The organism is Streptomyces sp. S.PNR 29 (assembly GCF_030386795.1).
Classification (GTDB): Bacteria; Actinomycetota; Actinomycetes; order Streptomycetales; family Streptomycetaceae; genus Streptomyces.
Genome location: NZ_JANUQM010000002.1, coordinates 794,287 through 816,464 on the forward strand (window position 1 = coordinate 794,287; position 22,178 = coordinate 816,464).

A 22,178-nucleotide genomic window follows, 5' to 3' on the forward strand; every position below is an offset into this window, starting at 1 on the left:
CGTACGCCTGTTGGGAGCCGCAATGACGCACCTCCATGGCAAGCGCTTGCCGAGATCGGGGCACGGCAAGGTCGTGGCCACCGTGATCGGCCTGGTCGCCGCGCTGGGCCTCGGGGCGATCGGGGAGGCCAGTGCCTTACCCGCTGCTCGGACAGCACCGGCCGCGGAGCGCTGGACCGACCAGCCGCACGGCTTCGCCTCCCTCGCCGGCGGCACCACCGGCGGCGCGGGAGGCAAGGTCGTCACCGTCACCGACCAGGCCTCGCTGGCCAAGTACGCGGCGGCCGAGGAGCCGTACGTCATCCGGGTGGCGGGCTCGATTCCCGTGGCACCCTTCGGCTCGGACATCGTGGTCGGCTCCGACAAGACGATCATCGGCGTCGGCGACACCGGCGAGATCGTCCACGGCGAGCTGCATCTGGGCCCCGGCACGAGAAACGTCATCATCCGCAACCTGACGATCCGTGACTCCTATGTCGAGGGCGACTGGGACGGCAAGACCACCGACTTCGACGCGATCCAGATGGACTCCGTGGACCACGTCTGGATCGACCACAACCGCTTCACGCACATGGGCGACGGGCTGCTCGACATCCGCAAGGACAGCCAGTACGTCACCGTCTCCCACAACCGGTTCAGCAACCACAACAAGGCGCTCGGGATCGGCTGGACCAGCAACGTCCGGACGCAGATCACCATCGACCACAACTGGTTCACCGGCACCAAGCAGCGCAACCCCTCGGCGGACAACTGCGCCTACGCGCACCTGTACAACAACTACCTCTCGGCGCAGGTGTCCGACGGCGACCCGGTGTGGACGTACGGGAACTGGTCGCGGGGCAGGACCAGAATGGTCATCGAGAACAGCTACTACGACGGTGTCCAGCATCCCTACCAGGCAGACGCCACAGCGGAGTTGGTGCAGCGCGGGTCGATCCTGAAGAACACGACGGGGCGGCACGACGCGTGGGGCGCCGCCTTCGAGCCGCGGGAGTTCTACGCCTACCGGCTGGATCCGGCGGCGGCCGTGCCGGCGCTGGTGAAGCGGTTCTCCGGGCCGCAGAAGCGGATCGGTGACTCCGTGGTGCTGCACGTCCCGGGTGCCTACCCGACCGTCCAGGCCGCGGTGGACGCCGTGCCCGACGGCAACGACGTGCCCGTGACCATCGCCGTCGCGCCCGGCACCTACCGGGAGAAGGTGTTCATCCCCGCGAGCAAGCCGAAGATCGTGCTGCGGGGGACTGGACACGACCGGTCCGACACCGTCATCGTCTACGACACGCCCGCCGAGTACGGCGGCTCCACCGGGAGCGCGACCGTACGGATCGCCGCGAACGACGTCACGGCGCGCAACCTCACCTTCAGCAACGACTTCGACGAGGCCGCGCACGAGCTGAAGGGCGAGCAGGCGCTGGCGATGAAGACGACCGGCGACCGGATCGTCTTCGAGGACACCGCCTTCCTGGGCAACCAGGACACCCTGATGACCGACAGTCCCAAGCTGACCACCATCAGCCGGGTCTACATCCGCGACTCGTACATCGAGGGCGATGTCGACTTCATCTACGGGCGGGCGACGACGGTGATCGAGGGTTCCGTCATCCGCGCGCTCAGCCGGGGTTCGGCCACGAACAACGGCTACATCACCGCCGCTTCGACCTGGACCGGGAATCCGTACGGCTTCCTGATCACACGGTCGAAGGTGGTGAGTGACGCGCCCGCGGACTCCTTCCACCTCGGGCGTCCCTGGCACCCGGGCGGCGAACCGGCGGCGGTCGCCCAGGTGCTGATCCGGGACACGGAGCTGCCCGCCGCGATCAAGTCCTCGCCCTGGACCGACATGAGCGGCTTCTCCTGGAAGGACGCTCGGCTCACCGAGTACCGCAACTACGGCCCGGGCGCGACGGTCACCGCCGACCGTCCGCAGATGAGCGACGAGGACGCCCGCGCCCACACCGTCGCCGCCTACCTCAAGGGCACGGACGACTGGGCACCCCACGCCCGCCACTGACCCCCCACAACGTCACATCTCCGTTGGATCCAGAAGCAGAAGAGAGCCGACCAATGAAGATCAGCAATCGCACCGAAAGCACAGGCAGGCGCCGGACGTCGGCCGCCGTCGCCCTGGGGGCCGTGCTCGCGCTGACCGCCACCGCCTGCGGTGACGACGGCAGCGGGGCGGGCGGCGACAAGGGCTCCGAGGGCAGCGGCAAGGGCAAGATCGTCTTCTGGGACAACAATGGCGGTGTCCGCACGGACATCTGGAAGGAGGTCATCGCCGACTTCGAGAAGGCGAACCCGGACATCAAGGTCGACTACGTCGGGATCGCCTCCACCGAGTACCAGTCCAAGGTCGACACCGCCATCCAGGGCGGCGGCCTGCCGGACGTCGGCGGCGTCGGCGCCGCGATGCTCGCCGGGTTCGCCGCGCAGAACGCGCTGGAGCCGCTGGACGACCGGCTCGGCAAGTCCTCGCTGAACGGCAAGCTCAACAAGGACATGGTCGAGTCCCTGAAGGCCGCCGGCGGCGGCGACGGCACGCTGTACTCGATCCCGACCTCCGCGAACAACGGCGTCCTGTACTACCGCACCGACCTGTTCAAGAAGGCGGGGCTGGACGAGCCGACGACCTGGGACACGTTCTTCAAGGCCGCGGACAGGCTCACGAACAAGGGCAAGAACGAGTTCGGCTACACCATCCGTGGCGGTGCCGGCTCCATCGCCCAGGCCCTGGACGCGATGTACGGGCAGTCCGGCATCACGTCGTTCTGGGACGGGGACAAGACGACGGTCAACGACCCGAAGAACGTGGCCGCCCTGGAGAAGTACGTGGGGCTGTACAAGAAGGCCACTCCGGCCGCCGACCTGAACAACGACTTCACCAAGATGGTCGCCCAGTGGGACGCCGGCAAGATCGGGATGCTGAACCACAACCTGGGCTCCTACCAGGATCACGTGAAGGCGCTCGGCGTCGACAAGTTCCGGGGTATTCCGCAGCCGATCGGGCCCGGTGGGAAGCGGGTGCAGGTCTCCAACCCGGTCGACGGGATCGGTCTCTTCAAGAGCTCGAAGAACAAGGAGGCCGCCTGGAAGTTCATCGAGTTCGCGCTCTCGCACGAGGAGAACTCGAAGTTCAACGAGTCGGCGGGACAGGTGCCGGCGAACACGGAGGCGGCGAAGGACGCGTGGATTTCGAAGGCCGAGCCCACGAAGCTGGCCGCCGACGCGTTGAGCGACGGTTCCACGACGATTGTGCAGCTGCCGTACTACCTGCCGGACTGGAACACCATTTCCAAGGCGGACAACGAGCCGAACTTCCAGAAGGTGCTGCTCGGGAAGATGAAGGCCAAGGAATTCCTGGACACGCTGGCCGATCAGCTGAATGAGGCTCAGGCCGAGTGGAAGCAGCAGCAGGGCTAAGAGCCCGGTCCTGTATGCCGGTGGCCGGCTGCGGGTCGTCTGTGGCCGGTCGCGCAGTTCCCCGCGCCCCCTCGGGGGCGCGGGGGTCACCCCCGATCGGAAAGGCACCCTTCGTGTCTCTTACGCGAAGACAAGTCAGTTACGCGGCCCTCGCCGCCCTCCCTCTCGCCCTCTCCGCCACCGGCACCGCACAAGCCGGCGGTCGCCGCTCCCGCACCCTCTACATCGCCGGCGATTCCACCGCCGCCCAGAAGTACGCCGACGCAGCCCCGGAAACCGGGTGGGGCATGGCATTCCCGTTCTTCCTGCACGATGACCGGCCCGTCGCCAATCACGCGGTGAACGGGCGGAGTTCCAAGAGCTTCGTCGACGAAGGGCGTCTCGACGTCATTCTCGGGGAGATCAAGCCGGGGGACTTCCTTCTCATCCAGTTCGGGCACAACGACGAGAAGGCGAACGACCCGGCCCGTTACACCGAGCCCTGGACGACGTACCAGGACTATCTGCGCCGGTACATCGACGGCGCCCGTGCCCGTGGGGCGCGGCCCGTGCTGGCCACGTCGGTGGAGCGGCGGAGGTTCGACGCGGAGGGCAAGGCGTTGCCGAGCCACGGTGAGTACCCGGCGGCGATGCGGGCGCTGGCCGAGGAGGAGCGCGTGGCGTTGCTCGACGTCCAGGCGCTGTCGATCGCGCTGTGGCAGCAGCTCGGGGTCGAGGAGACGAAGAAGTACTTCAACTGGACCGCGACGGAGCAGGACAACACGCACTTCAACCCGCCCGGCGCGATCGCCGTGGCGCGGCTCGTCGTGCGGGAGCTGCTGCGCACGCGGGTGCTGGCGCCCCGGGACGTGCGCCGGCTGGACGCGCAGATCCCCGAGTCCTGGATCACCTGGCCGGAGGCCGCCGCGTAACACCCCCCGATCCTGAAGAAGGAGAGCCGCACAATGAGAGCACAGAAATGGCATGGGCATGCCATAGTGAGGGCGGTCGCCGTCGTCGGCTGCGCCGCCCTCGCGCTGTCCGTGACGGGCACCAGCGCCCAGGCGGGCCCCCGTGACCTCACCCGTCAGACGCTGGCCGCGAACGACGGCTGGGGCTCCTACGGCACCGGCACCACGGGCGGTGCCGCGGCCGACGCCGAGCACGTGTACACCGTCACCACCTGGGCGGAGTTCAAGGCCGCCCTGGCCGCAGGCGGGAGCGCCCCCAAGATCATCAAGGTGAAGGGGACGATCGACGCCGTCTCCGAGGGCTGCGAGGCCTTCGCCGCGCCGGGGTACGACTTCTCCGCCTACCTGGAGAAGTACGCACCCGAGAAGTGGGGCCTGGAGGAGGACCTGAGCGGTGAGCCCGCCGACAGTCCCGAGGGGCTGCGGCGCGTCTCCGCCGCCAACCAGGACAAGGCCATCAAGGCCAATGTCCCCGCCAACACCACCATCATCGGGATCGGCAGGAACGCCGGATTCAAGGGCGCCAGCCTGCAGATCAAGGGCGTCGACAACGTCATCATCCGGAACCTGAGCTTCGAGAGCCCGGTCGACTGCTTCCCGCAGTGGGACCCCACCGACGGCTCCAAGGGCAACTGGAACTCCGAGTACGACACCGCCGTCGTCTACGGGTCCACCCATGTCTGGCTGGACCACAACACCTTCACCGACGGCAGCCACCCCGACAGTGCGGCACCCACGTACTTCGGCATGCTGTACCAGCAGCACGACGGCGAGCTGGACGTCGTCCGCGGCTCCAACTACGTCACCGCCTCCTGGAACGTCTTCACCGAGCACGACAAGACGATCCTGATCGGCAACAGCGACAGCGAGTCCACCGCCGCCGGCGACCGGGGCAAGCTGAAGGTGACCTTCCACCACAACCTGTTCTCGAACCTGGTCGAGCGCGCGCCCCGGGTCCGCTTCGGGCAGGTCGACTCCTACAACAACCACTTCGTCGCCGACGACTCCTACGTCTACAGCTTCGGCATCGGCAAGGAGTCCCAGCTCGTCGCGGAGCACAACGCCTTCACGCTGCCGGACGGGATCAGCCCGGCGAAGGTGCTGAAGAAGTGGAACGAGGCGCCCGTCACCGCCGCCGGCAACCGCGTCAACGGCAAGGCCGTCGACCTGATCGCCGTGCACAACGCGGAGATCCCCGGCGAGATCCTCCAGTCGGGCGCGGGCTGGACCCCGACCCTGCGCACCGAGGTCGACCCGGCCAAGGCGGTCCCCGGGATCGTCGACCACTGCGCCGGCGCCGGCCGCCTGCGCTGACGCTCCCGAACCGGGCCGGGGCGCACCCACCGCCCCGGCCCGCCCTCCCCTTCACACGAGCCGCACCGCGAAGGAGCAGCCGCATGCCCTCGCATCCCCACCTCCCCCTCTCCCGCCGGGGTTTCCTCACCGTGAGCCTCGGCGCGGGCGCAGCGCTCGGCCTCGCGTCGGGCCCCGCACGGGCCGCCGCCCGGCCCCGCCCGTTCGGCCGGTACGGTTCCCCGGCCGCCCGCCTCACCCCCAAGACCCTGTACGTCGATCCGCACGGCCGCGGCGACCACACCTCCGTCCGGGCCGCCGTGGCCGCCGCCACCGGCAGCGGCTGGACCCTGGTCATCGCACCGGGCACCTACCGCGAGACGGTCGCCGTCGACGTCACCCGGACCGAGGCGACCTGGATCGGCGCCTCCGAGAACCCCCGTGACGTCGTGATCGTGTACGACAACGCGGCCGGCACCCCCAAACCCGGCGGCGGCACCTACGGCACCACCGGGTCCGCCACCACGACCGTGCAGGCCGACGGCTTCACCGCCCGCTGGATCACCTTCGCCAACGACTGGCTGCGCGCCGACCACCCCGACATCACCGGCACGCAGGCCGTCGCCATCAAGGTGCAGGGCGACCGGTCCGCGTTCCACCACTGCCGGTTCCTCGGCCACCAGGACACCCTGTACGCCGACTCCATGGCGCTGACCGCCTTCGCCCGCCAGTACTACTCCCACTGCTATGCCGAGGGCGACGTCGACTTCGTCTTCGGCCGGGCGACGGCGGTGTACGAGCACTGCCACTTCCGGACCCTGAACCGCACCGACCTCACGGCCGCCCCGTACGGCTTCGTCTTCGCCCCCTCCACGGCGGCCGCCAACCCGCGCGGCTACCTGGTGAGCAGGTGCCGCGTGACGAGCGAGGCCCCCGACGCCTCCTACAAGCTGGCCCGCCCCTGGGTGCCCAGCTCCGACACCACCGCCCGCCCCATGCTCACCGTCCGGGACACCGTGCTGGGCGCCGGCATCGACGCGGTCGCGCCCTACACCAACATGTCGGCCTCCTTCCCCTGGCAGTCGATGCGGTTCGCCGAGTACCGCAACACCGGCCCCGGTGCCGCCGTCACCGTCCCCGAGAACCGGCCCCAGCTCACCGCCGAGCAGGCCGCGTCGGTGACCCGCGAGACCTGCCTCGGCGACTGGCAGCCCTGGAAGGAGGCGTGCTGACATGCGCAGGCGCACCCTCCTGACGGGCATCGCCGGCGGCCTGGTCGCCGCCGGCACCACCCCGGCCTTCGCCCACGCCCGCCGCGTCCTGCACGTCCGCCCCGGCGACTCCGTCCAGGCGGCCGTGGACGCGGTGGACGGACCCGGCTGGACGATCGTCGTGCACCCGGGGACGTATCGCGAGGTGGTGAAAGTCCCCGCGGACAAGGCCGAGTTGACGCTGCGTGGCGCCACCCGCGACCCGCGTGACGCCGTCATCGTGTACGACAACGCCAACGGCACCCCGAAGCCCGACGGCTCCGGAACCTACGGCACGGCGGGCTCCGCCACCTTCACCTCGGCGGCCCCGGGACTGACGGTCCGCGACCTCACCCTCGCCAACGACTGGCTGCGCGCCGACCATCCGGACATCACCGGCACCCAGGCGGTCGCCGCGTACGTGACGGGGGACCGGTCCTCCTTCGAGAACGTGCGCTTCCTGGCCCACCAGGACACCCTCTTCGCCGACACGAGCGCGCTCGACGCCTTCGACCGGCAGTACTACCGCCGCTGCCACATCGAGGGCGACGTCGACTTCGTCTTCGGGCGGGCGACGGCGGTCTTCGAGCAGTGCCACTTCCACACCCTGCGACGGGACGTGGACTTCACCCCCAAGGGCATGGTCTTCGCCCCGTCCACCGCCCGCGCCAACCCGCACGGCATCCTCGCCGTCCGCTGCCGCATCACCTCCGGCGCCGAGGACGCGGCGTACAAGCTGGCCCGGCCCTGGGTTCCGTCGTACGAGACGACCGCCCGGCCGTCCCTCGTGGTCCGCGAGACCCGGATCGGGCCCGGCATCGACGCGGTGACGCCGTACACCAACATGCGGGACGCCCACCCCTGGCAGACCATGCGGTTCCGGGAGTACCGCAACACCGGCCCGGGGGCGGTGATCACCGTTCCGGACAACCGGCCCCAGCTCACGGCCGCCGAAGCCGCGTCGCACACCAAGGAGGCCTACCTCGGTGACTGGAGGCCCTGTGCGTAGTGCCGTCACGGCTCTCCTGGCGTGCGCGGTCCTGCTCGGGGCGGCGGCGCCGGCCTCCGCCGCCGGGCGGGACCCGGTCGGCTGGGCCTCCGCGCAGGACGGTTCGCTGCTCGGCGAGCAGGACTACGCGCCCGGCTACGACCTCGCCCGGTACATGTCGTGCTTCGGCGCGGACGGCGCCGTCTGGTCCGACCCCCGGTACGACTACTGCAAGCAGCGGCGTCAGCTCCGCCAGACCGGGTCGGGGAAGGAGAAGGCGCAGATCCAGCTGACCGTGCCCAGCAACACCACGCTCGTCGGCGTCGGCGGCGACGAGCGGCTCCTCGGGGTCTTCCTGACCGTCAACACGGGCACGAACATCATCGTGCGCGACCTCCGTCTGGAGGCGCCCGTCGACCACTTCACCAGCTGGTCGCCGGACGACGGCACGCGTGGCAGCTGGAACGCCCGCTTCGGCGCGATGACCGTGATCACGGGCAAGCACGTCCGGGTCGACCAATGCACCTTCACCGACGGCCGCTTCCCGGACCGCGACGCACCCCTCGGCTTCCATGGCGAACACGTCCAGCGGCACGACGGACTGGTGGACATCGAGGACGGCTCCGACTTCATCACCGTCTCCGACTCCCGCTTCACCGACCACGACAAGGCGATCCTCGTCGGCTCCGGCGACGGGCGCGGCGACCGGGACCGCGGGCACCTCAAGGTGACTTTCGTCCGCAACCTCTTCAGCGACATCGTGCAACGCGGGCCGCGCGTCCGCTTCGGGCAGGTGCCCGTCGTCAACAACGTCTACCGGGGCCGGAACACCTTGTACGCGCTCGGCGTGGGGGTGGAGTCCGCGATCTTCTCCGAGCGCAACGTGTTCCGCTACCCGGGCGGCGGTCCGTCCCTGGCGGTCGCGGCCCACGGCGGTGAGCACTTCCGTGACACCGGCTCCTGGGTCAACGGCCGGCCCGCCGGCCTCGACGCGGTGGCGAGCGACCTCGGCCTGACCGGCGACGTCGGCTGGCACCCCGCCGACGTCTGCACATACCGGACTCCGACCTCCTCGTCGGCAGTCGAGCGGTACGTCCTGCGCCACGCCGGCGCCGGGAGGCCGCATGCCTGAGCCAGTGGGCCGCCGGACGTTCGTGACGTCAGCCGCGGCGGCGGCACTCCTCGCAGGGGCCACGGGTGCCGCCGATGCCGCGGATCCCGTGGGCGGCAACCTCCCCGGCTTCCACCCGGCGCTCAAGGACGAGCTGACCTTCCCGCTCGCCTGGGGCACCTCACCCATCCGCGACTTCGGGACCTGGCGGCGCGCCGCCAGGGCGAAGGTCGAGGAGCACCTGCTCGTCGGGCGGCAGGACGCGACACCGTACGCGCCCGAGTTCACCGACGGCCCCCAGGGCGACGGCTACCGGCGGCAGTTGGTGACCGTCTCCCTCACCCGCTACGACCGCGTCCGCGGCGCCCTGCTCATCCCGCACGGCACCGGACCCTTCCCGGCCGTCCTGCTCCTGCACGACCACGGGGCGAAGTTCGACATCGGGAAGGAGAAACTGATCCGGCCCTGGTACGACGACACACGGCTCGCCTCCGCGCAGACCTGGGCGGAGAAGTACTTCAGCGGGCGGTCCGTCGGCGACGAACTGGCCCGGCGCGGCTATGTCGTGCTGTGCCTGGACGCCCTCGGCTGGGGCGACCGCGGGCCCGTCACCTACGACCAGCAACAGGCGCTGGCCGCCAACTTCTACAACCTCGGCTCCTCACTCGCCGGACTCATGGCCCGCGAGGACGCCCGCGCCGCCGGATTCCTGGCCGGCCTCGACCAGGTGGACGCACGCCGGGTCGCGGCCGTCGGGTTCTCCATGGGCGCCTACCGCGCCTGGCAGACCGCCGCCCTCAGCGACCACATCGCCGCCACGGCGAGCGCCTGCTGGATGACCGGGCTGAAGGACATGATGGTGCCCGGCAACAACACGCTGCGCGGGCAGTCGGCGTACTACATGCTCCACCCCGGGCTCGCCCGGCACCTCGACATCCCCGACGTGGCGAGCATCGCCGCCCCCGGACCGATGCTGTTCCTCGACGGCGAGCAGGATCCGCTGTTCACCGCCGAGGGCGTCCGGGTGGCCTACGCCAAGCTGCGCGCCGTCTGGCGCTCCCGCCACGCAGAGGAGCGGCTCCGTACCGAGATCTGGCCGGGGCTCGGCCATGTCTTCACGGACCGCATGCAGGACGCCGTCTTCGCATGGCTCGACGCCGTCCTGTGAACCGTCCCCCTCCCCGACCGTCATTCCGAACGCCCCTCCCCGAACGCAGAGAGGATCCCCCCACCTCATGAGCCGCATCAGGAGTTCCCTCACCGCTCTCGCCGTGGTGACCGCCGGCGCCGGCCTCGCCGTCCTGCCCACCCAGGCCCAGGCCGCGACCGTGGTGGTCAGCAACTCCACCGACCTGTCCAACGCGATCAAGAACGCCACCGCCGGCACCGTCATCCAGGTGCGCGGCGGCACCTACTACCCGACGGCCACCTTGCAGTCCACGGCCAACGGCAGCTCGTCGTCCCCCATCACGCTCACCGCGTACGGCTCGGAGACCGTGAAGATCGACGGGTCGAACCTGCCCGACGGCGCCTGGATCCTCAAGCTGACCGCCGACTACTGGAACGTCTCCAACATCACCTTCCAGAACTCCCCGGACAGCGCGGTCGTCTGCCAGTCCTGCACCGGGACGAACTGGAACAACATCAAGACCATCAACGGCGGCGACTCCGGGTTCACGCTCACCGGCGACGGCACGGTCAACAACACCGTGAAGAACATCGACAGCTACGGCCACTACGACCCCGCCAACCACGGGGAGAACGCGGACGGCATCGCCGTGAAGTTCGGCTCGGGCACGGGCAATCTCATCACCGGCGCCCGGCTCTACAACAACTCCGACGACGGGCTCGACTTCTGGTCGTTCTCCTCGCCGGTCACCGTCGAGCACACCTGGGCCTTCGGCAACGGCAAGAACCGCTGGGGCGACTCCGCCTTCGCGGGCGACGGCAACGGCTACAAGCTGGGCGGCGACGGCGAGGTCGTCGCGCACGTCGTCAACAACTCGGCCGCCTGGGGCAACGCGGGCAACGGCTTCACCGAGAACAGCAACAAGGGCGCCATCGTCATCAACCGGACGACCGCCTACGCCAACGCCAAGTGGGGCTACTACTTCGCCACGGGCGCGGCCCGGCTCGGCAAGAACCTCGCCGTGAGCAACGGCAGCGGCCTGGTCAGCAAGGGCTCCTCGGTGGTGTCCTCCGGGAACAACTGGGACTCCGGGATCGCGACACCCGCCTTCCGGTCCACCGACGCGTCGAGCACCTACAACGCCCGCCAGTCGAACGGCGCGCTGCCCGTGACCACGTTCCTGACCACGGGCAGCACCACCATCGGCGCGACGATGGACTGAGTCATCGCCGCACGGGCTTGATCCCCTCCAGCGTCGGCACCACCGGCTCGATCGTCCCGTCGGCCGCGAACTCCATGCGGTCGATCGTCGTCTCGCGGTGCATGCCGTCACCGCCCGGCTTCCCGGGGCCGTTCAGGGCGAACCGGTGGTAGACGATGTACCAGTCGTCGGTGCCGGGGGTGTTCACCACGGAGTGGTGGCCGGTGCCGAGGATGCCGTACTCGGGACGCTTGGACAGGATCGTCCCCTTCTTGGTCCACGGGCCGAGCGGGGACGGTCCTGTCGCGTAGGCCACGTGGTAGTTCTCGCTGCGGGTGTCGTCCTCGGACCACATGAAGTAGTACGTGCCGTTCCGCTTGATCACAAAGGATCCCTCGCGGAAGTTGTCCGGGGTGATGTCCCGCACCTTGGACGCGTCGAACGACACCATGTCGTCGTTCAGCGGCACGACATAGCCGTGCCCGTTGCCCCAGTACAGGTACGCCTGCCCGTCGTCGTCCGTGAAGACCGCCGGGTCGATCATCTGGCCCTTCAGCGACCCGCCCTTGGCGACGAGGGGCTTGCCGAGGGCGTCCTTGAAGGGGCCGGCGGGGGAGTCGGCCACGGCCACGCCGATCTGCTGCTCGGCGCAGAAGTAGAAGTAGTACCTGCCGTCGCGCTCGGCGATCGCGGGCGCCCACGCGTACTTGTCGGCCCAGGCGACATCCGGCCCGAGGTCCAGAATGACGCCGTGGTCCTTCCAGTGGACCAGGTCCTTCGACGAGTACGCCTTGAACTTCGTGCCGCTCCAGCCCTGGAAGCCGTCCGTGGTCGGGTAGATCCAGTACTCGCCGTTCAGGTAGTGGACGTCCGGGTCGGCGTTGAGGCCGGGCAGGATCGGGCTGCGGGTGCGGACCGCCTCGACGGTCCAGGTGCGCTTCGTGCCGTCGGCGGCCGTCACGGTGTACGTCTGCGGCGTGCGGAAGTCGCGGCGCGTGCCCGACCTCGGGCTCACCGTCGCGCCCTCACCGACCCACAGCCTCGGGGCGAGGTTCCTCAGGTCCGCGTCCGGCCGCATCGGCAGGACGACCTTCGAGGCGCCCTCGGTGACGATCGCGTACCCCTTCTGGTCCTCGGCCGTCGCGTCCACGACGGACGCCGGGGTCGAGGCATACGCGGCGAGCAGCCGGTCGTACTCCTTCTGCGTCACCGGCAGGACCGTGCCGTGGCGCGGGCTCGCGGGCAGCTGGTAGTTCGTGGACGGGGTCCACTTGCCCGAGTCGAGGTCGGTGGTCTCGAAGGGGACGTAGCCGCGGCCGCCGTACTCGTCGATGAACAGGTACCACTTCTTCTCGGTGTTCGACTTGAAGACCGTCGGGCCCTCACCGCGGTCCATCGCACCGCTGCCGATGCAGTCCGCGACGAAGTCGTACGTGGTGGAGGTCAGGTCCGTCGACTTCTCCCCGGTGACGAACTTGGCGCAGGGCGAGCTGGAGGTCGGGTCCCGCTCGTCCTTGGTGTAGCGGTAGTAGGTGTCCTTGTACTTGACGACCGTCGAGTCGATGACCGAGTAGCCCGGGTCGTTCCAGACCTTCGGCTCGCTGAAGGTGCGGAAGTCCTTCGTGGTCGCGTACAGCATCTTGTTGTACGTGTTCCCGGTGTGGTCGGGGTCGTCGTCGGCGTACAGCTTCGACGCCCAGAAGACGACGTACTCGCCGAGCGAGTCGTCCCAGTAGGCCTCCGGCGCCCAGGTGTTGCCCGCGTTGTCCGGGGCGACCTTCACCAGGCGCTGGTCGGTCCAGTGGACCAGGTCGGTGGACTCCCAGACCATGATCGACTTGCTGCCGTGCCGCTGGACGTGGTCCCAGCTGCCGCTGCTGTTCCTGTACATCCTGAGGTCGGTGGCGATCAGGTAGAACTTGTCGCCCTCGGGGGACCGGATGACGAACGGGTCGCGCAGCCCCTTCTCGCCGATCGTGGAGGTCAGGACCGGCTTGCCGGCGTTCAGCTCCCGCCAGTGCAGCGGGTCGTTGCCGCGGCTGAGGGCGTAGCGGATCTGCTCGCCGTCGGCGGTGCCCTCGCCCGTGAAGTAGGCGAAGAGGTAGCCGGCGTACTTGGGCTGTTTCACGGGGGGTGCTCCGGACTGTGCGGTACTGGGTGGTGCGGCGAGCAGGGAGAGAAGGAGGGCGAGGAACGGGACCAGGAGCGTGCGGGCGGTGCGGCGTCTCGGACGGCTCATGGGGCTTCCTGTGGGAGTGTGGGGGGTTCTGTTTGGTGGGGTGCCCTCGGAGTCTCACCAGCGGGGGACAGGGCGTCAACAGGTGAGCGGGGGGCGAGCGGGACCGAAAGTTTTCGGGGATTTTCACGGGTCGCGGGCAACCCTTTCCGGACACGGCGGCGACCGGATTGACGAAACGGGCCGGGGCGGGCCCCTCCGGCCCGTTTCGTCCCGGACCCCTAGGAAAGGAACGCTCCGTGCGTCACAGCACCGGACGCCACCGCAGGACGCGCACCATCTCCATCGCCGCCGCGGTGGCCTGCGCCGCGGGGGCGGGCGGCGTCTACCTCGGCCTCACGGACGACGGCGCCCAGGCCGCCTCCACGACGGTCACCGTCTCCACCACCGCCCAGCTCCAGTCGGCCGTCAAGAACGCCACCGCCGGTACCGTCATCCAGGTCCGCGGCGGCACCTACTACCCGACGGCCACCCTCAAGTCCACGGCCGGCGGCACCGGTTCGGCCCGCATCACGCTGCGGGCCCACGGCAGCGAGAAGGTGCGGATCGACGGCTCGAAGCTGCCCGCCGGCTCCTGGCTCGCCGCGATCCACGGCAGCTACTGGACCGTCCAGAACCTCACCTTCCAGAACTCCCCGGCGCAGGGCCTCGTCGCCACCTCCTCCACCGGCGGAATCTTCAGGAACCTGGTCACCGCGAACAACGGCGACTCCGGCTTCACCCTGCGCGGCGACAACACCAGCAACAACCTCGTGCAGAACCTGGACAGTTACGGCAACTACGACTCCGCCGGGCACGGCCAGAACGCCGACGGCATCGCCATCAAGTTCGGCTCCGGCTCCGGCAACAAGGTGACGGGGGCGCGGCTGTTCAACAACTCGGACGACGGCCTCGACCTGTGGCAGTTCTCCTCGCCGGTCACCATCGAGCACTCCTGGGCCTACGGCAACGGCAGGAACCGCTGGAACGACTCCGCTTTCGAGGGCAACGGCAACGGCTTCAAACTGGGCGGCGGTGGCGCCTCGGTCGCGCACGTCGTCAACAACAACGCGGCCTGGGGCAACACGTTGCACGGTTTCACGGAGAACGCCAACACCGGTGCGATCGCCGTGAACCGCAACACCGCGTACGGCAACACGGAGGCCGGGTTCTACTTCGCGACCGGCAAGGCACGGCTCGGCAGGAACCTCGCCGTGGGCAACAAGGGGGGCCCGGTGAACAAGGGCTCCTCGGTGGTCTCCGCCCGCAACAACTGGGACAGCGGGATCGCTACGCCGCCCTTCAGGTCGACGGACGCCACGAGCGCGTATGCCTCACGGCGGGCGAGCGGGGCGCTGCCGGTGACGGCGTTCTTGTCCACGGGTTCTTCGACGATCGGTTCCACCATGGACTGACGGTCGTTCTCGGGCTGCGGGTCGTTCGTGGCCGGTAGTTCCCCGCGCCCCTCAGGTGGGCGAACGCCCCCGCCGGTCGTCACCGGCGGGGGCGTTCTGCGGCCGGCTGAGTGGGGGCTCAGTCCGGCGCGTGCCGACCTGAAGGGGGGCTTCAGGCCGGCAGACCAGGGGTGCTCACTGGTAGCTGATGTCGGACGCGGCGAACTTGCAGGTCGTGCCGTCCGGGCCGGGCGGCGTCAGTTCCTTGGGCTCCTTGCCGGTGTTGTTGCCCTCGAAGCGGACGCACGTCTTGATCTTCTTCTTGCTGTCGCCGTGGATGCGGATCTTCGACAGCGTGGCGGTGTCGCCGTAGTTCTGGTTGACCCCGACGATCGCGTTCATCGGCGCGGTCACGTCGATGTCGCTGAGCACGATCGTGCGCTTGTACTGCGTCTTGCAGTTGCCGCAGGAGCGCACCAGCTTGCCGGAGTTCTGCACCTGGAAGCCGGTCACGGTGAGCTTGCCGGCGCCGTTGAACTGCAGCACCTTGTCGTCGGCGTTCTTGGCGCCGCCGCCGATCACCTTGTACGTGGCCGACGACGACTTGCCCTTGAAGCTGGCCGCGTCCTCGCCGACGTCCAGCCACCACACGTTCTGCAGCGTGCAGGAACCCTTGCAGTGGACGCCGTCCGCGGCCGGGGTGCCGATGATGACGTTCTTCAGGACCGCGCCGTCCGCCAGCTCGAAGATCGGGCCCTGGTCCTCGTCCTGACCGGAGGTGCCGAGGGCGCCGGTGCCGTAGAACTTCTTCATCCCGCCGTCGTACTCGCCCTTGACCGGGATCGTCGACGAGACGGGCTTGCTACCGGTGTCCTTGGGCCAGGCCGTCGCGGCGCCGGCCGTGGACAGCATCGCCGTGGTGACGATGGCCGCACCCGTGATGCCGAAGGCAGCGGTCCCGGCGATCACCGCCCGCCTCTTGGTGACTCGGCGGCGGTGTCGGACGCGCTGTTCAGCTCGTGCAGTCATGCCCATTCCTTGCGTGGGGAGCGGATACTTGCGTGTCCTGGTCGCCCCCGGTGAAGGAAGGGTTGCCGCCCCTCCAGGATTTTCTTACGAGTCGCCCTCACCGGCCGTGCTCTCGCCGTCGTCGTCCCGGACAGCGAAGTCGCCCCCCACCGACAACTCCTCGGAACCCGCGGCGGCCGTCGCCGTGTAGCGGTCCTTCCCGGCGTCCCGGCCGCCGCGCTCATGGTCGTACTGCCCCGCGAAGACCCACTCGCCCTGGGGGACCGAACGGCCCTCCTTGAGCACCCAGGTGTAGACGAGGAAGCCGTCCTGCTCGCCGACCGTGAGGGTGAAGTCGTCCTCGGGCAGCGACCGCCAGGCGCCCGTCGAGGAGACGCCGCCGGTCTGCGCCACCTCCAGCCGCACGGTGAGCGCGGTCAGTCGCTCCTCGGTCTTGAGGGTGACGTTGCTCTGCGCCCAGAAGTCGTTGCTGTGCGGGTCGACCGATCCGTCCGACCACAGCGGGCCGTCCTCGACGCCGGCGGGCGGTCGCGGGCCGGCGGAAGCGGACGGCGTCCGGGACGGGGGAGGCGTGCCGGGGTCCCGGGTCTCCGGCGCCGTGCTCGGCTCCGGGTCCACCGGCGGGACCGGCGCGCGGCTCGTCGCCTCCGGCGACGGTGTGGGCGTCTGGGTGGCCGCCACCGACCGTTGCGGTGGAGCGTCGTCCTTCACCGCGGAGGCGACCGCGTAACCGCCGACCGCGAGCACACCCGCCACCGCGGCGGTCGCGCTCACCACCCGGGCCCACCCCCACACGGGCGGACGCGTCGCCCGGTGATCGGAGCGGCCCTGGCCGGCCATGCCGCGCTCGACACGGGCCAGGATGTGCGCCCGGTCGGGCTCGTGCGCCGCGGCCGCCTCGTGCAGCCGGGCGCGCAGCTCCTCGTGCACGTCCCGCTGCATGGTCATCTGTCCCTTCCTGAGGAGGCCTCACCGGTGCGCTCCCCCAAGCTCTCAACCGCGTTCGAAGAGGGAGGCGCCCCCAACACCGCGTGCACCTTCTGCGGGGCTCCCCGTGTGCCCAGCAACCGCTGCAGTTCGGCCATTCCCTTCGATGTCTGGCTCTTTACCGTACCGACCGATACGCCGAGGGCGAGCGCGGTGTCCTTCTCCGAGAGGTCGAAGGCGTGCCGCAGCACCACGCAGGCCCGTTTGCGGAACGGCAGCCTGCGCAGCGCCTCCTGTACGTCGACCACGCCCGCCACGTCCGGGTTCTCCGTCTTCTCCTCGCGCTGCGACCAGAACAGGGCGATCCGCCGGCGCTCGCGCACCGCGCTGCGGATGCGGGTGCGGGCCAGGTTGGCGACGACGCCGCGCGCGTACGCCGCCGGATGGTCGGCCGCGCGCACCCGGTCCCAGCGGTGCCACAGCGCCAATAACGCGTCCGCCGCCAGGTCGTCGGCGGTGTCCGGTTCGCCCGTCAGCAGGTGGGCCAGACGGGAGAGTTCGGCGTAGTGGCGCTCGAAGAAGGCGTGGAACTCCACGGAGGCGGCGTCGTCGACGACTGTGCCCACGGGCGACCTCTCCTCGCAGCGGCTTACGCGGCACCCGGCGGAACGGGTGCCTGTGTGTCATATGTATGACATGTGATCGTTCCGGGGTGCCCCCGGCGAGATCCGGAAGCGTAGCAGTGATCGATCGCTTGGTTCGTACGGGGCTTCGAACGCCGTATGGTCGGTCGACCCTCGATTCCGTAACACGGAGAAAACCTGAATGCGGTTCAGCGAGGGAACAATCCAGCCAGCATCCGCACACCGATCATCAGGCAACAAGGAGCAGCAGCCATGTCCGAAGCGCAGAAGGTGACAGACCGGCCGGGCGCCGTACCGCCCCCGGTGAACAGCGTCGACCGGTTCTTCAGGATCTCCGAGCGGGGGTCCACCTTCGGCCGGGAGATACGCGGCGGATTCGCCACCTTCTTCACGATGGCCTACATCCTTGTCCTGAATCCCATCATCCTCGGCAGCGCGAAGGACAAGTTCGGTCACCAGTTGGATGCGGTCCAACTCACCACGGCCACCGCTCTCGTGGCGGCGGTCATGACGATCATCATGGGCCTGGGCGGCAATCTGCCGCTGGCGCTCGCCGCCGGTCTCGGGCTGAACGCCGTCGTCGCCTTCCAGATCGCCCCGCTGATGAGCTGGGACGACGCGATGGGCCTGATCGTTCTCGAAGGCCTGCTGATCTGCGTACTGGTGGTGACCGGGCTGCGCGAGGCCGTGATGCACGCCATCCCGCAACCGCTCAAGCAGGCGATCAGCGTCGGCATCGGTCTGTTCATCGCCTTCATCGGCTTCGTCGACGCCGGGTTCGTCAGCCGCATCCCGGACGCGGCGAACACCACCGTGCCGGTGCAGCTGGGTGGCTCCGGCACGCTCACCGGGTGGCCGATCCTCGTCTTCTGCCTCGGCGTTCTGCTGACGATCGGCCTGCTCGCCCGGAAGGTCAAGGGCGCCATCCTGATCAGCATCGTCACCATGACGCTGGTGGCGATCGTCATCAACTCCGTCGCCGACATCAAGACCTGGGGTCTGACCACACCCGCGTGGCCCGACAAGCTGGTCGACGCCCCCGACTTCGGGCTGATCGGTCACTTCAGCCTGTTCGGCGCGTTCGGCGAGGCCAGTGTCATCACCGTGGTCCTGCTGGTCTTCACCCTGATCCTGTCCGACTTCTTCGACACCATGGGCACGGTCGTCGGCATCAGCGCCGAGGCCGGGCTCCTGGACGAGCAGGGCAAGGTCCCGAACCTCGGCCGGGTGCTGCTGATCGACGGTGCCGCCGCGGTCGCCGGCGGCGCGGCCTCCGCCTCCTCCGCGACCTCCTACATCGAGTCGGCGGCCGGCGTCGGCGAGGGATCGCGCACCGGCTTCTCCAACCTGGTCACGGGTGGTCTCTTCGGACTGGCCCTGTTCCTCACGCCATTGCTCACCATCGTCCCGCTCCAGGCGGCCGCCCCGGCCCTCGTCGCCGTCGGCTTCCTGATGATGACCCAGGTCAAGCACATCGACTGGGACCGGTACGACATCGCCATCCCGGCGTTCCTGACCATCGCCGTGATGCCGTTCACGTACTCCATCACCAACGGCATCGGCGCCGGCTTCCTCGCCTACGTCCTGATCAAGACGGTCCTCGGCAAGGCGAAGGAGGTCCACTGGCTGCTGTGGGGGACCTCGGTGCTGTTCCTGGTGTACTTCGCGATCGACCCGATCGAGCAGGTCCTGGGTGTGAAGTAGGCCCTCGGGCGGCAAAGCCCCGGGTGTGAAGGACGACGGGCCGCCCCCGGGGGGAGGGGGCGGCCCGTAGGGTCAGACGCTTCTCGGACGGCGGAGGTTCAGTCCTTCAGCGCGGCTTCCATCATCGCCTTGGCGACCGGCGCCGCCAGGCCGTTGCCGCTGACCTCCGAGCGGGCCGCGTTCGACTGCTCGACCATGACCGCCACGGCGACCTCCTTGCCGCCCGCCTTGGCATAGGACGTGAACCAGGCGTACGGCACCTGGCTGTTGTTCTCGCCGTGCTGGGCCGTACCCGTCTTGCCGCCCACGGTCGCACCCGGGATCCGCGCGTTCGTGCCCGTGCCCTTGTCGACGACCGTCTGCATCGCCGACTGAAGCTGTCCGGCGGTCGAGGAGCTGACGATCTCCTTCGTCTCCGCGCTGTCGTCGTAGTCCTCCAGCACATCGCCGCCGCTGTCGGTGATCTGCGACACCATATGCGGCGAGACCAGCTTGCCGCCGTTGGCTATGGCCGCCGACACCATGGCCATCTGCAGCGGTGTCGCCGTCACGTCGAACTGGCCGATGCCCGTCAGGGCCGTCTGGGCCTCGTCCATGTCCGACGGGTACAGGCTCGTGTAGGCCCGCACCGGCACGTCCTGCTCGTCGTTGTTGAAGCCGAACTTGTCGGCCATCGCCTTCACCTTGTCCTCGCCGAGCTGGACGGCCATCTTGGCGAAGACGTTGTTGCAGGAGTACTGCAGCGCGGTGCGGATCGTGGCGTTGGTGCAGGGGGCGTCGGGGTTCTCGTTCGACAGGTCGCGGGTGGTGCCCGGCAGCCGATAGGGGTCCGGGCTGTCGGTCTTCTCGTCCACCGACGAGTACAGACCGTCCTCCAGCGCGGTCGCCGCCACCACCAGCTTGAACGTCGAGCCCGGCGGCAGCGGCTGCCGCAGCGCGCGGTTGGTCAGCGGCTTCTCCGGGTCCTTGGTGAGCTTCGTCCAGGCCGTCCCGGCCGTGTTGGCGTCGGTCAGCGACGTCGGGTCGTACGACGGCGTCGACACCACCCCGAGGAGCCTGCCCGTCTTCGGGTCGATCGCGACGGCCGCGCCCTTCTTGTCGCCGAGAGCCTCGTACGCCGCCTTCTGCACGTCCGGGTCGATCGTCGTGACCACGTTGCCCGGCTCGGCCCGCTGGTTGGTGACCGTGTCCATCACCGTCTTCAGGCGGGTGTCCGTGCCGTCGAGGAGGGCCTGGTAGATGCCCTCCAGCTGCGTCGGCGCGTAGGCCTGTGAGGCGTAGCCCGTCACCGCCGCGTACAGCGGGCCGTCCGTGTACGTGCGCTTGTACTTGAGGTCGCTGTCCTCCGTCTGTGCCGAGCCGGTGATCGACTTGCCGGCCACGATGATGTTCCCGAGCGGCTCCGAGTAGGTCTCGATGGCGTTGCGCCGGTTGTCCTTGTCGTCCGCGAGTGCCTGGCCGTCGTAGAACTGCACCCAGGTCGCTCTGACCAGCAGAGCGAGCGTCAGGAGCAGCGCGAAGACCGATGCGCGCCTGATCGTCTTGTTCATCCCGTTCAGCTAGACGAACCAGCCGGATCGAAACGTTCCCTTCCGCCCCTTTTTCTCATCCGGCGTTCATGAAACCGGCCTCGTAGGCCGCGATCACCGCCTGCGTACGGTCCCGGGTGCCGGTCTTGGCCAGCACCGACGCCACATGCGTCTTCACCGTGGCGGGGCCGACCTCCATACGGCGGGCGATCTCGGCGTTGGTCAGTCCGTCCGCCATGTGCCGCAGCACCTCGCTCTCCCGTTCCGTGAGCTTCGCCACCCAGCCGGGAGGCGTGCGCCGCGCGCGCGTGTGCTCGGCCGCGAGCGTGCGCACGGCCGACGGGAACAGCAGGGTGTCGCTGCGCGCCACGAGCCGTACCGCCTGGACGAGCGTGTCGGCGTCCGCCCGCTTCAGCAGGAACCCGGCGGCTCCGGCGCGCAGGGCGTCGTAGACGTAGGAGTCGTTCTCGAAGGTGGTCACGACGACGATCCGGGGCGGATCGCCGACCGTGGCGAGGATCTGCTCGGTGGCGCGGATGCCGTCGATCTCCGGCATACGGACGTCCATGAGGACGACGTCGGGTCTCCGGTCCCGCACGACGGACACGGCCTCGGCCCCGGTCGCCGCTTCGCCGACGACCTCCAGGTCCTCTTCGGCGGAGAGGATCGCGCGCAGGGCGGTGCGGACCATGCGCTCGTCGTCGGCGAGGACGACGCGGATCGGTGGGCGGGTCATGCGGGTCCCTTCAACGGCTACGTGTCAGGAGCCCAAGGTTTCCAGTGCGTTGAGGAACCGCGCTCTCGGGGGCGCGGTAGGGAGCGCCACGGTGTCGACGGGCGGGGGCGGCGTGCGGGGACGGACCGTCATGGGGGCCCTGCGGTCCGGGATTTCGTACGTAGTTCGATCCTTCGTTCAGTGGTGAAAATAGGGCCACGCACGCCGAGCGTCAACATGTTTGCCGAAAAGGTGATTGCGCGCCGTGACCAGCGGCCCCTCGCCGCCGCCCGCCGCCCCGCGTTACCCAAACGTGATGGCCCGCTTCTGGCGCTACCTCTTGACCGGCGGGAACAGTGGGCGCTCATATGACCTCCGCATTCATTGACCACTTCAGGGGGTAGGGCCGTGGCACATCCGGCGCAAAGCAGCATCTCCCTGGCGCGCAGCGGGGGTCGGGTTCTCCTGTGCCCCGGAGCCGGAGTACTTCGCCCCTCCGCTGAACACGGTTCGCCAGGACCTTGAGTCCGTCCCGCTCGCCGGCCCGGCGGGCTCCGACCACCTCTGACGGCACCGCCCACGCATGTTCAGTATTTCGAACGTTGGCCGGTCCATAGAACGACATCGCTTGCACGGTTCCCGACGGGACGTCAGAACCGAGCTCACGCAACCGCGTCCC

General features: G+C 69.3%; 17 protein-coding genes. 11 read left to right on the plus strand and 6 right to left on the minus strand.

The window, feature by feature from the left end:
* The first annotated feature begins 22 nt into the window (after window positions 1-22).
* The 9 genes from NW895_RS08275 (at window position 23) to NW895_RS08315 (ending at window position 11,363) form a co-directional block, all read left to right on the plus strand.
* Entirely contained in the window at window positions 23-2,011 is a 1,989-nt protein-coding gene (locus NW895_RS08275) for a pectinesterase family protein (RefSeq protein ID WP_289934676.1), read from the plus strand.
* A gap of 53 nt (window positions 2,012-2,064) precedes the next feature.
* Window positions 2,065-3,420: a sugar ABC transporter substrate-binding protein gene (locus NW895_RS08280; RefSeq protein ID WP_289934677.1), complete on the plus strand. Its 1,356-nt coding sequence runs from the start codon at window positions 2,065-2,067 to the stop codon at window positions 3,418-3,420.
* A 113-nt stretch (window positions 3,421-3,533) separates the two neighbouring features.
* On the plus strand, window positions 3,534-4,331 hold the full coding sequence (locus tag NW895_RS08285; RefSeq protein ID WP_289934678.1) for a rhamnogalacturonan acetylesterase: 798 nt from the start codon (window positions 3,534-3,536) through the stop codon (window positions 4,329-4,331).
* A 33-nt stretch (window positions 4,332-4,364) separates the two neighbouring features.
* On the plus strand, window positions 4,365-5,684 hold the full coding sequence (locus tag NW895_RS08290) for a polysaccharide lyase family 1 protein (RefSeq protein ID WP_289934679.1): 1,320 nt from the start codon (window positions 4,365-4,367) through the stop codon (window positions 5,682-5,684).
* 83 nt (window positions 5,685-5,767) lie between these two features.
* Window positions 5,768-6,895 (plus strand): pectinesterase family protein, encoded by a 1,128-nt coding sequence (locus NW895_RS08295; RefSeq protein WP_289934680.1) that lies wholly within the window; start codon window positions 5,768-5,770, stop codon window positions 6,893-6,895.
* A gap of 1 nt (window position 6,896) precedes the next feature.
* Window positions 6,897-7,922, plus strand: a complete 1,026-nt coding sequence (locus NW895_RS08300) for a pectinesterase family protein (RefSeq protein WP_289934681.1) — start codon at window positions 6,897-6,899, stop codon at window positions 7,920-7,922.
* On the plus strand, window positions 7,915-9,033 hold the full coding sequence (locus NW895_RS08305; RefSeq protein ID WP_289934682.1) for a pectate lyase: 1,119 nt from the start codon (window positions 7,915-7,917) through the stop codon (window positions 9,031-9,033). Before NW895_RS08300 ends, NW895_RS08305 begins: the two co-directional genes overlap by 8 nt.
* Window positions 9,026-10,180 (plus strand): dienelactone hydrolase family protein, encoded by a 1,155-nt coding sequence (locus NW895_RS08310; RefSeq protein WP_289934683.1) that lies wholly within the window; start codon window positions 9,026-9,028, stop codon window positions 10,178-10,180. Before NW895_RS08305 ends, NW895_RS08310 begins: the two co-directional genes overlap by 8 nt.
* Before the next feature lie 67 nt (window positions 10,181-10,247).
* Window positions 10,248-11,363 (plus strand): chondroitinase-B domain-containing protein, encoded by a 1,116-nt coding sequence (locus NW895_RS08315; protein WP_289934684.1) that lies wholly within the window; start codon window positions 10,248-10,250, stop codon window positions 11,361-11,363.
* Window position 11,364: 1 nt separating this feature from the next.
* Here NW895_RS08315 and NW895_RS08320 read toward each other — a convergent pair whose 3' ends face one another.
* A complete protein-coding gene (locus NW895_RS08320; protein WP_289934685.1) occupies window positions 11,365-13,581 on the minus strand; it encodes a family 43 glycosylhydrolase in 2,217 nt (738 codons plus the stop codon).
* A 236-nt stretch (window positions 13,582-13,817) separates the two neighbouring features.
* Here NW895_RS08320 and NW895_RS08325 point away from each other — a divergent pair, with 236 nt between their 5' ends.
* On the plus strand, window positions 13,818-14,972 hold the full coding sequence (locus tag NW895_RS08325) for a right-handed parallel beta-helix repeat-containing protein (protein WP_289934686.1): 1,155 nt from the start codon (window positions 13,818-13,820) through the stop codon (window positions 14,970-14,972).
* A gap of 174 nt (window positions 14,973-15,146) precedes the next feature.
* Here NW895_RS08325 and NW895_RS08330 read toward each other — a convergent pair whose 3' ends face one another.
* From NW895_RS08330 to NW895_RS08340, 3 genes are all read right to left on the minus strand, one after another.
* Entirely contained in the window at window positions 15,147-15,980 is an 834-nt protein-coding gene (locus tag NW895_RS08330) for a pectate lyase (RefSeq protein WP_289934687.1), read from the minus strand.
* Window positions 15,981-16,064: 84 nt separating this feature from the next.
* Complete coding sequence (locus NW895_RS08335) at window positions 16,065-16,928, minus strand: hypothetical protein (RefSeq protein ID WP_289934688.1); 864 nt, start codon at window positions 16,926-16,928, stop codon at window positions 16,065-16,067.
* On the minus strand, window positions 16,925-17,533 hold the full coding sequence (locus NW895_RS08340; protein ID WP_289934689.1) for a SigE family RNA polymerase sigma factor: 609 nt from the start codon (window positions 17,531-17,533) through the stop codon (window positions 16,925-16,927). The genes NW895_RS08335 and NW895_RS08340 overlap by 4 nt, the downstream gene beginning before the upstream one ends.
* Before the next feature lie 270 nt (window positions 17,534-17,803).
* Between NW895_RS08340 and NW895_RS08345 the strand changes: the two genes are divergently transcribed.
* Complete coding sequence (locus NW895_RS08345; protein ID WP_289934690.1) at window positions 17,804-19,255, plus strand: NCS2 family permease; 1,452 nt, start codon at window positions 17,804-17,806, stop codon at window positions 19,253-19,255.
* Window positions 19,256-19,353: 98 nt separating this feature from the next.
* Here NW895_RS08345 and NW895_RS08350 read toward each other — a convergent pair whose 3' ends face one another.
* Complete coding sequence (locus NW895_RS08350; protein ID WP_289934691.1) at window positions 19,354-20,805, minus strand: penicillin-binding transpeptidase domain-containing protein; 1,452 nt, start codon at window positions 20,803-20,805, stop codon at window positions 19,354-19,356.
* Between the two features lie 55 nt (window positions 20,806-20,860).
* Window positions 20,861-21,520 carry a response regulator transcription factor gene (locus NW895_RS08355; protein WP_289934692.1) on the minus strand — a complete coding sequence of 220 codons (660 nt, stop codon included), beginning with the start codon at window positions 21,518-21,520 and terminating at the stop codon, window positions 20,861-20,863.
* Window positions 21,521-22,178 lie beyond the last annotated feature (658 nt).

Excerpts from the sequence above, each read along its gene's own strand:
- NW895_RS08350 (WP_289934691.1), bottom strand. The coding sequence starts at position 20,805 with ATGAACAAGACGATCAGGCGCGCATCGGTCTTCGCGCTGCTCCTGACG.
- NW895_RS08290 (WP_289934679.1), top strand. The coding sequence starts at position 4,365 with ATGAGAGCACAGAAATGGCATGGGCATGCCATAGTGAGGGCGGTCGCC.
- NW895_RS08300 (WP_289934681.1), top strand. The coding sequence starts at position 6,897 with ATGCGCAGGCGCACCCTCCTGACGGGCATCGCCGGCGGCCTGGTCGCC.
- NW895_RS08315 (WP_289934684.1), top strand. The coding sequence starts at position 10,248 with ATGAGCCGCATCAGGAGTTCCCTCACCGCTCTCGCCGTGGTGACCGCC.
- NW895_RS08355 (WP_289934692.1), bottom strand. The coding sequence starts at position 21,520 with ATGACCCGCCCACCGATCCGCGTCGTCCTCGCCGACGACGAGCGCATG.
- NW895_RS08310 (WP_289934683.1), top strand. The coding sequence starts at position 9,026 with ATGCCTGAGCCAGTGGGCCGCCGGACGTTCGTGACGTCAGCCGCGGCG.
- NW895_RS08275 (WP_289934676.1), top strand. The coding sequence starts at position 23 with ATGACGCACCTCCATGGCAAGCGCTTGCCGAGATCGGGGCACGGCAAG.
- NW895_RS08320 (WP_289934685.1), bottom strand. The coding sequence starts at position 13,581 with ATGAGCCGTCCGAGACGCCGCACCGCCCGCACGCTCCTGGTCCCGTTC.
- NW895_RS08345 (WP_289934690.1), top strand. The coding sequence starts at position 17,804 with ATGTCCGAAGCGCAGAAGGTGACAGACCGGCCGGGCGCCGTACCGCCC.
- NW895_RS08330 (WP_289934687.1), bottom strand. The coding sequence starts at position 15,980 with ATGACTGCACGAGCTGAACAGCGCGTCCGACACCGCCGCCGAGTCACC.
- NW895_RS08335 (WP_289934688.1), bottom strand. The coding sequence starts at position 16,928 with ATGACCATGCAGCGGGACGTGCACGAGGAGCTGCGCGCCCGGCTGCAC.
- NW895_RS08280 (WP_289934677.1), top strand. The coding sequence starts at position 2,065 with ATGAAGATCAGCAATCGCACCGAAAGCACAGGCAGGCGCCGGACGTCG.
- NW895_RS08295 (WP_289934680.1), top strand. The coding sequence starts at position 5,768 with ATGCCCTCGCATCCCCACCTCCCCCTCTCCCGCCGGGGTTTCCTCACC.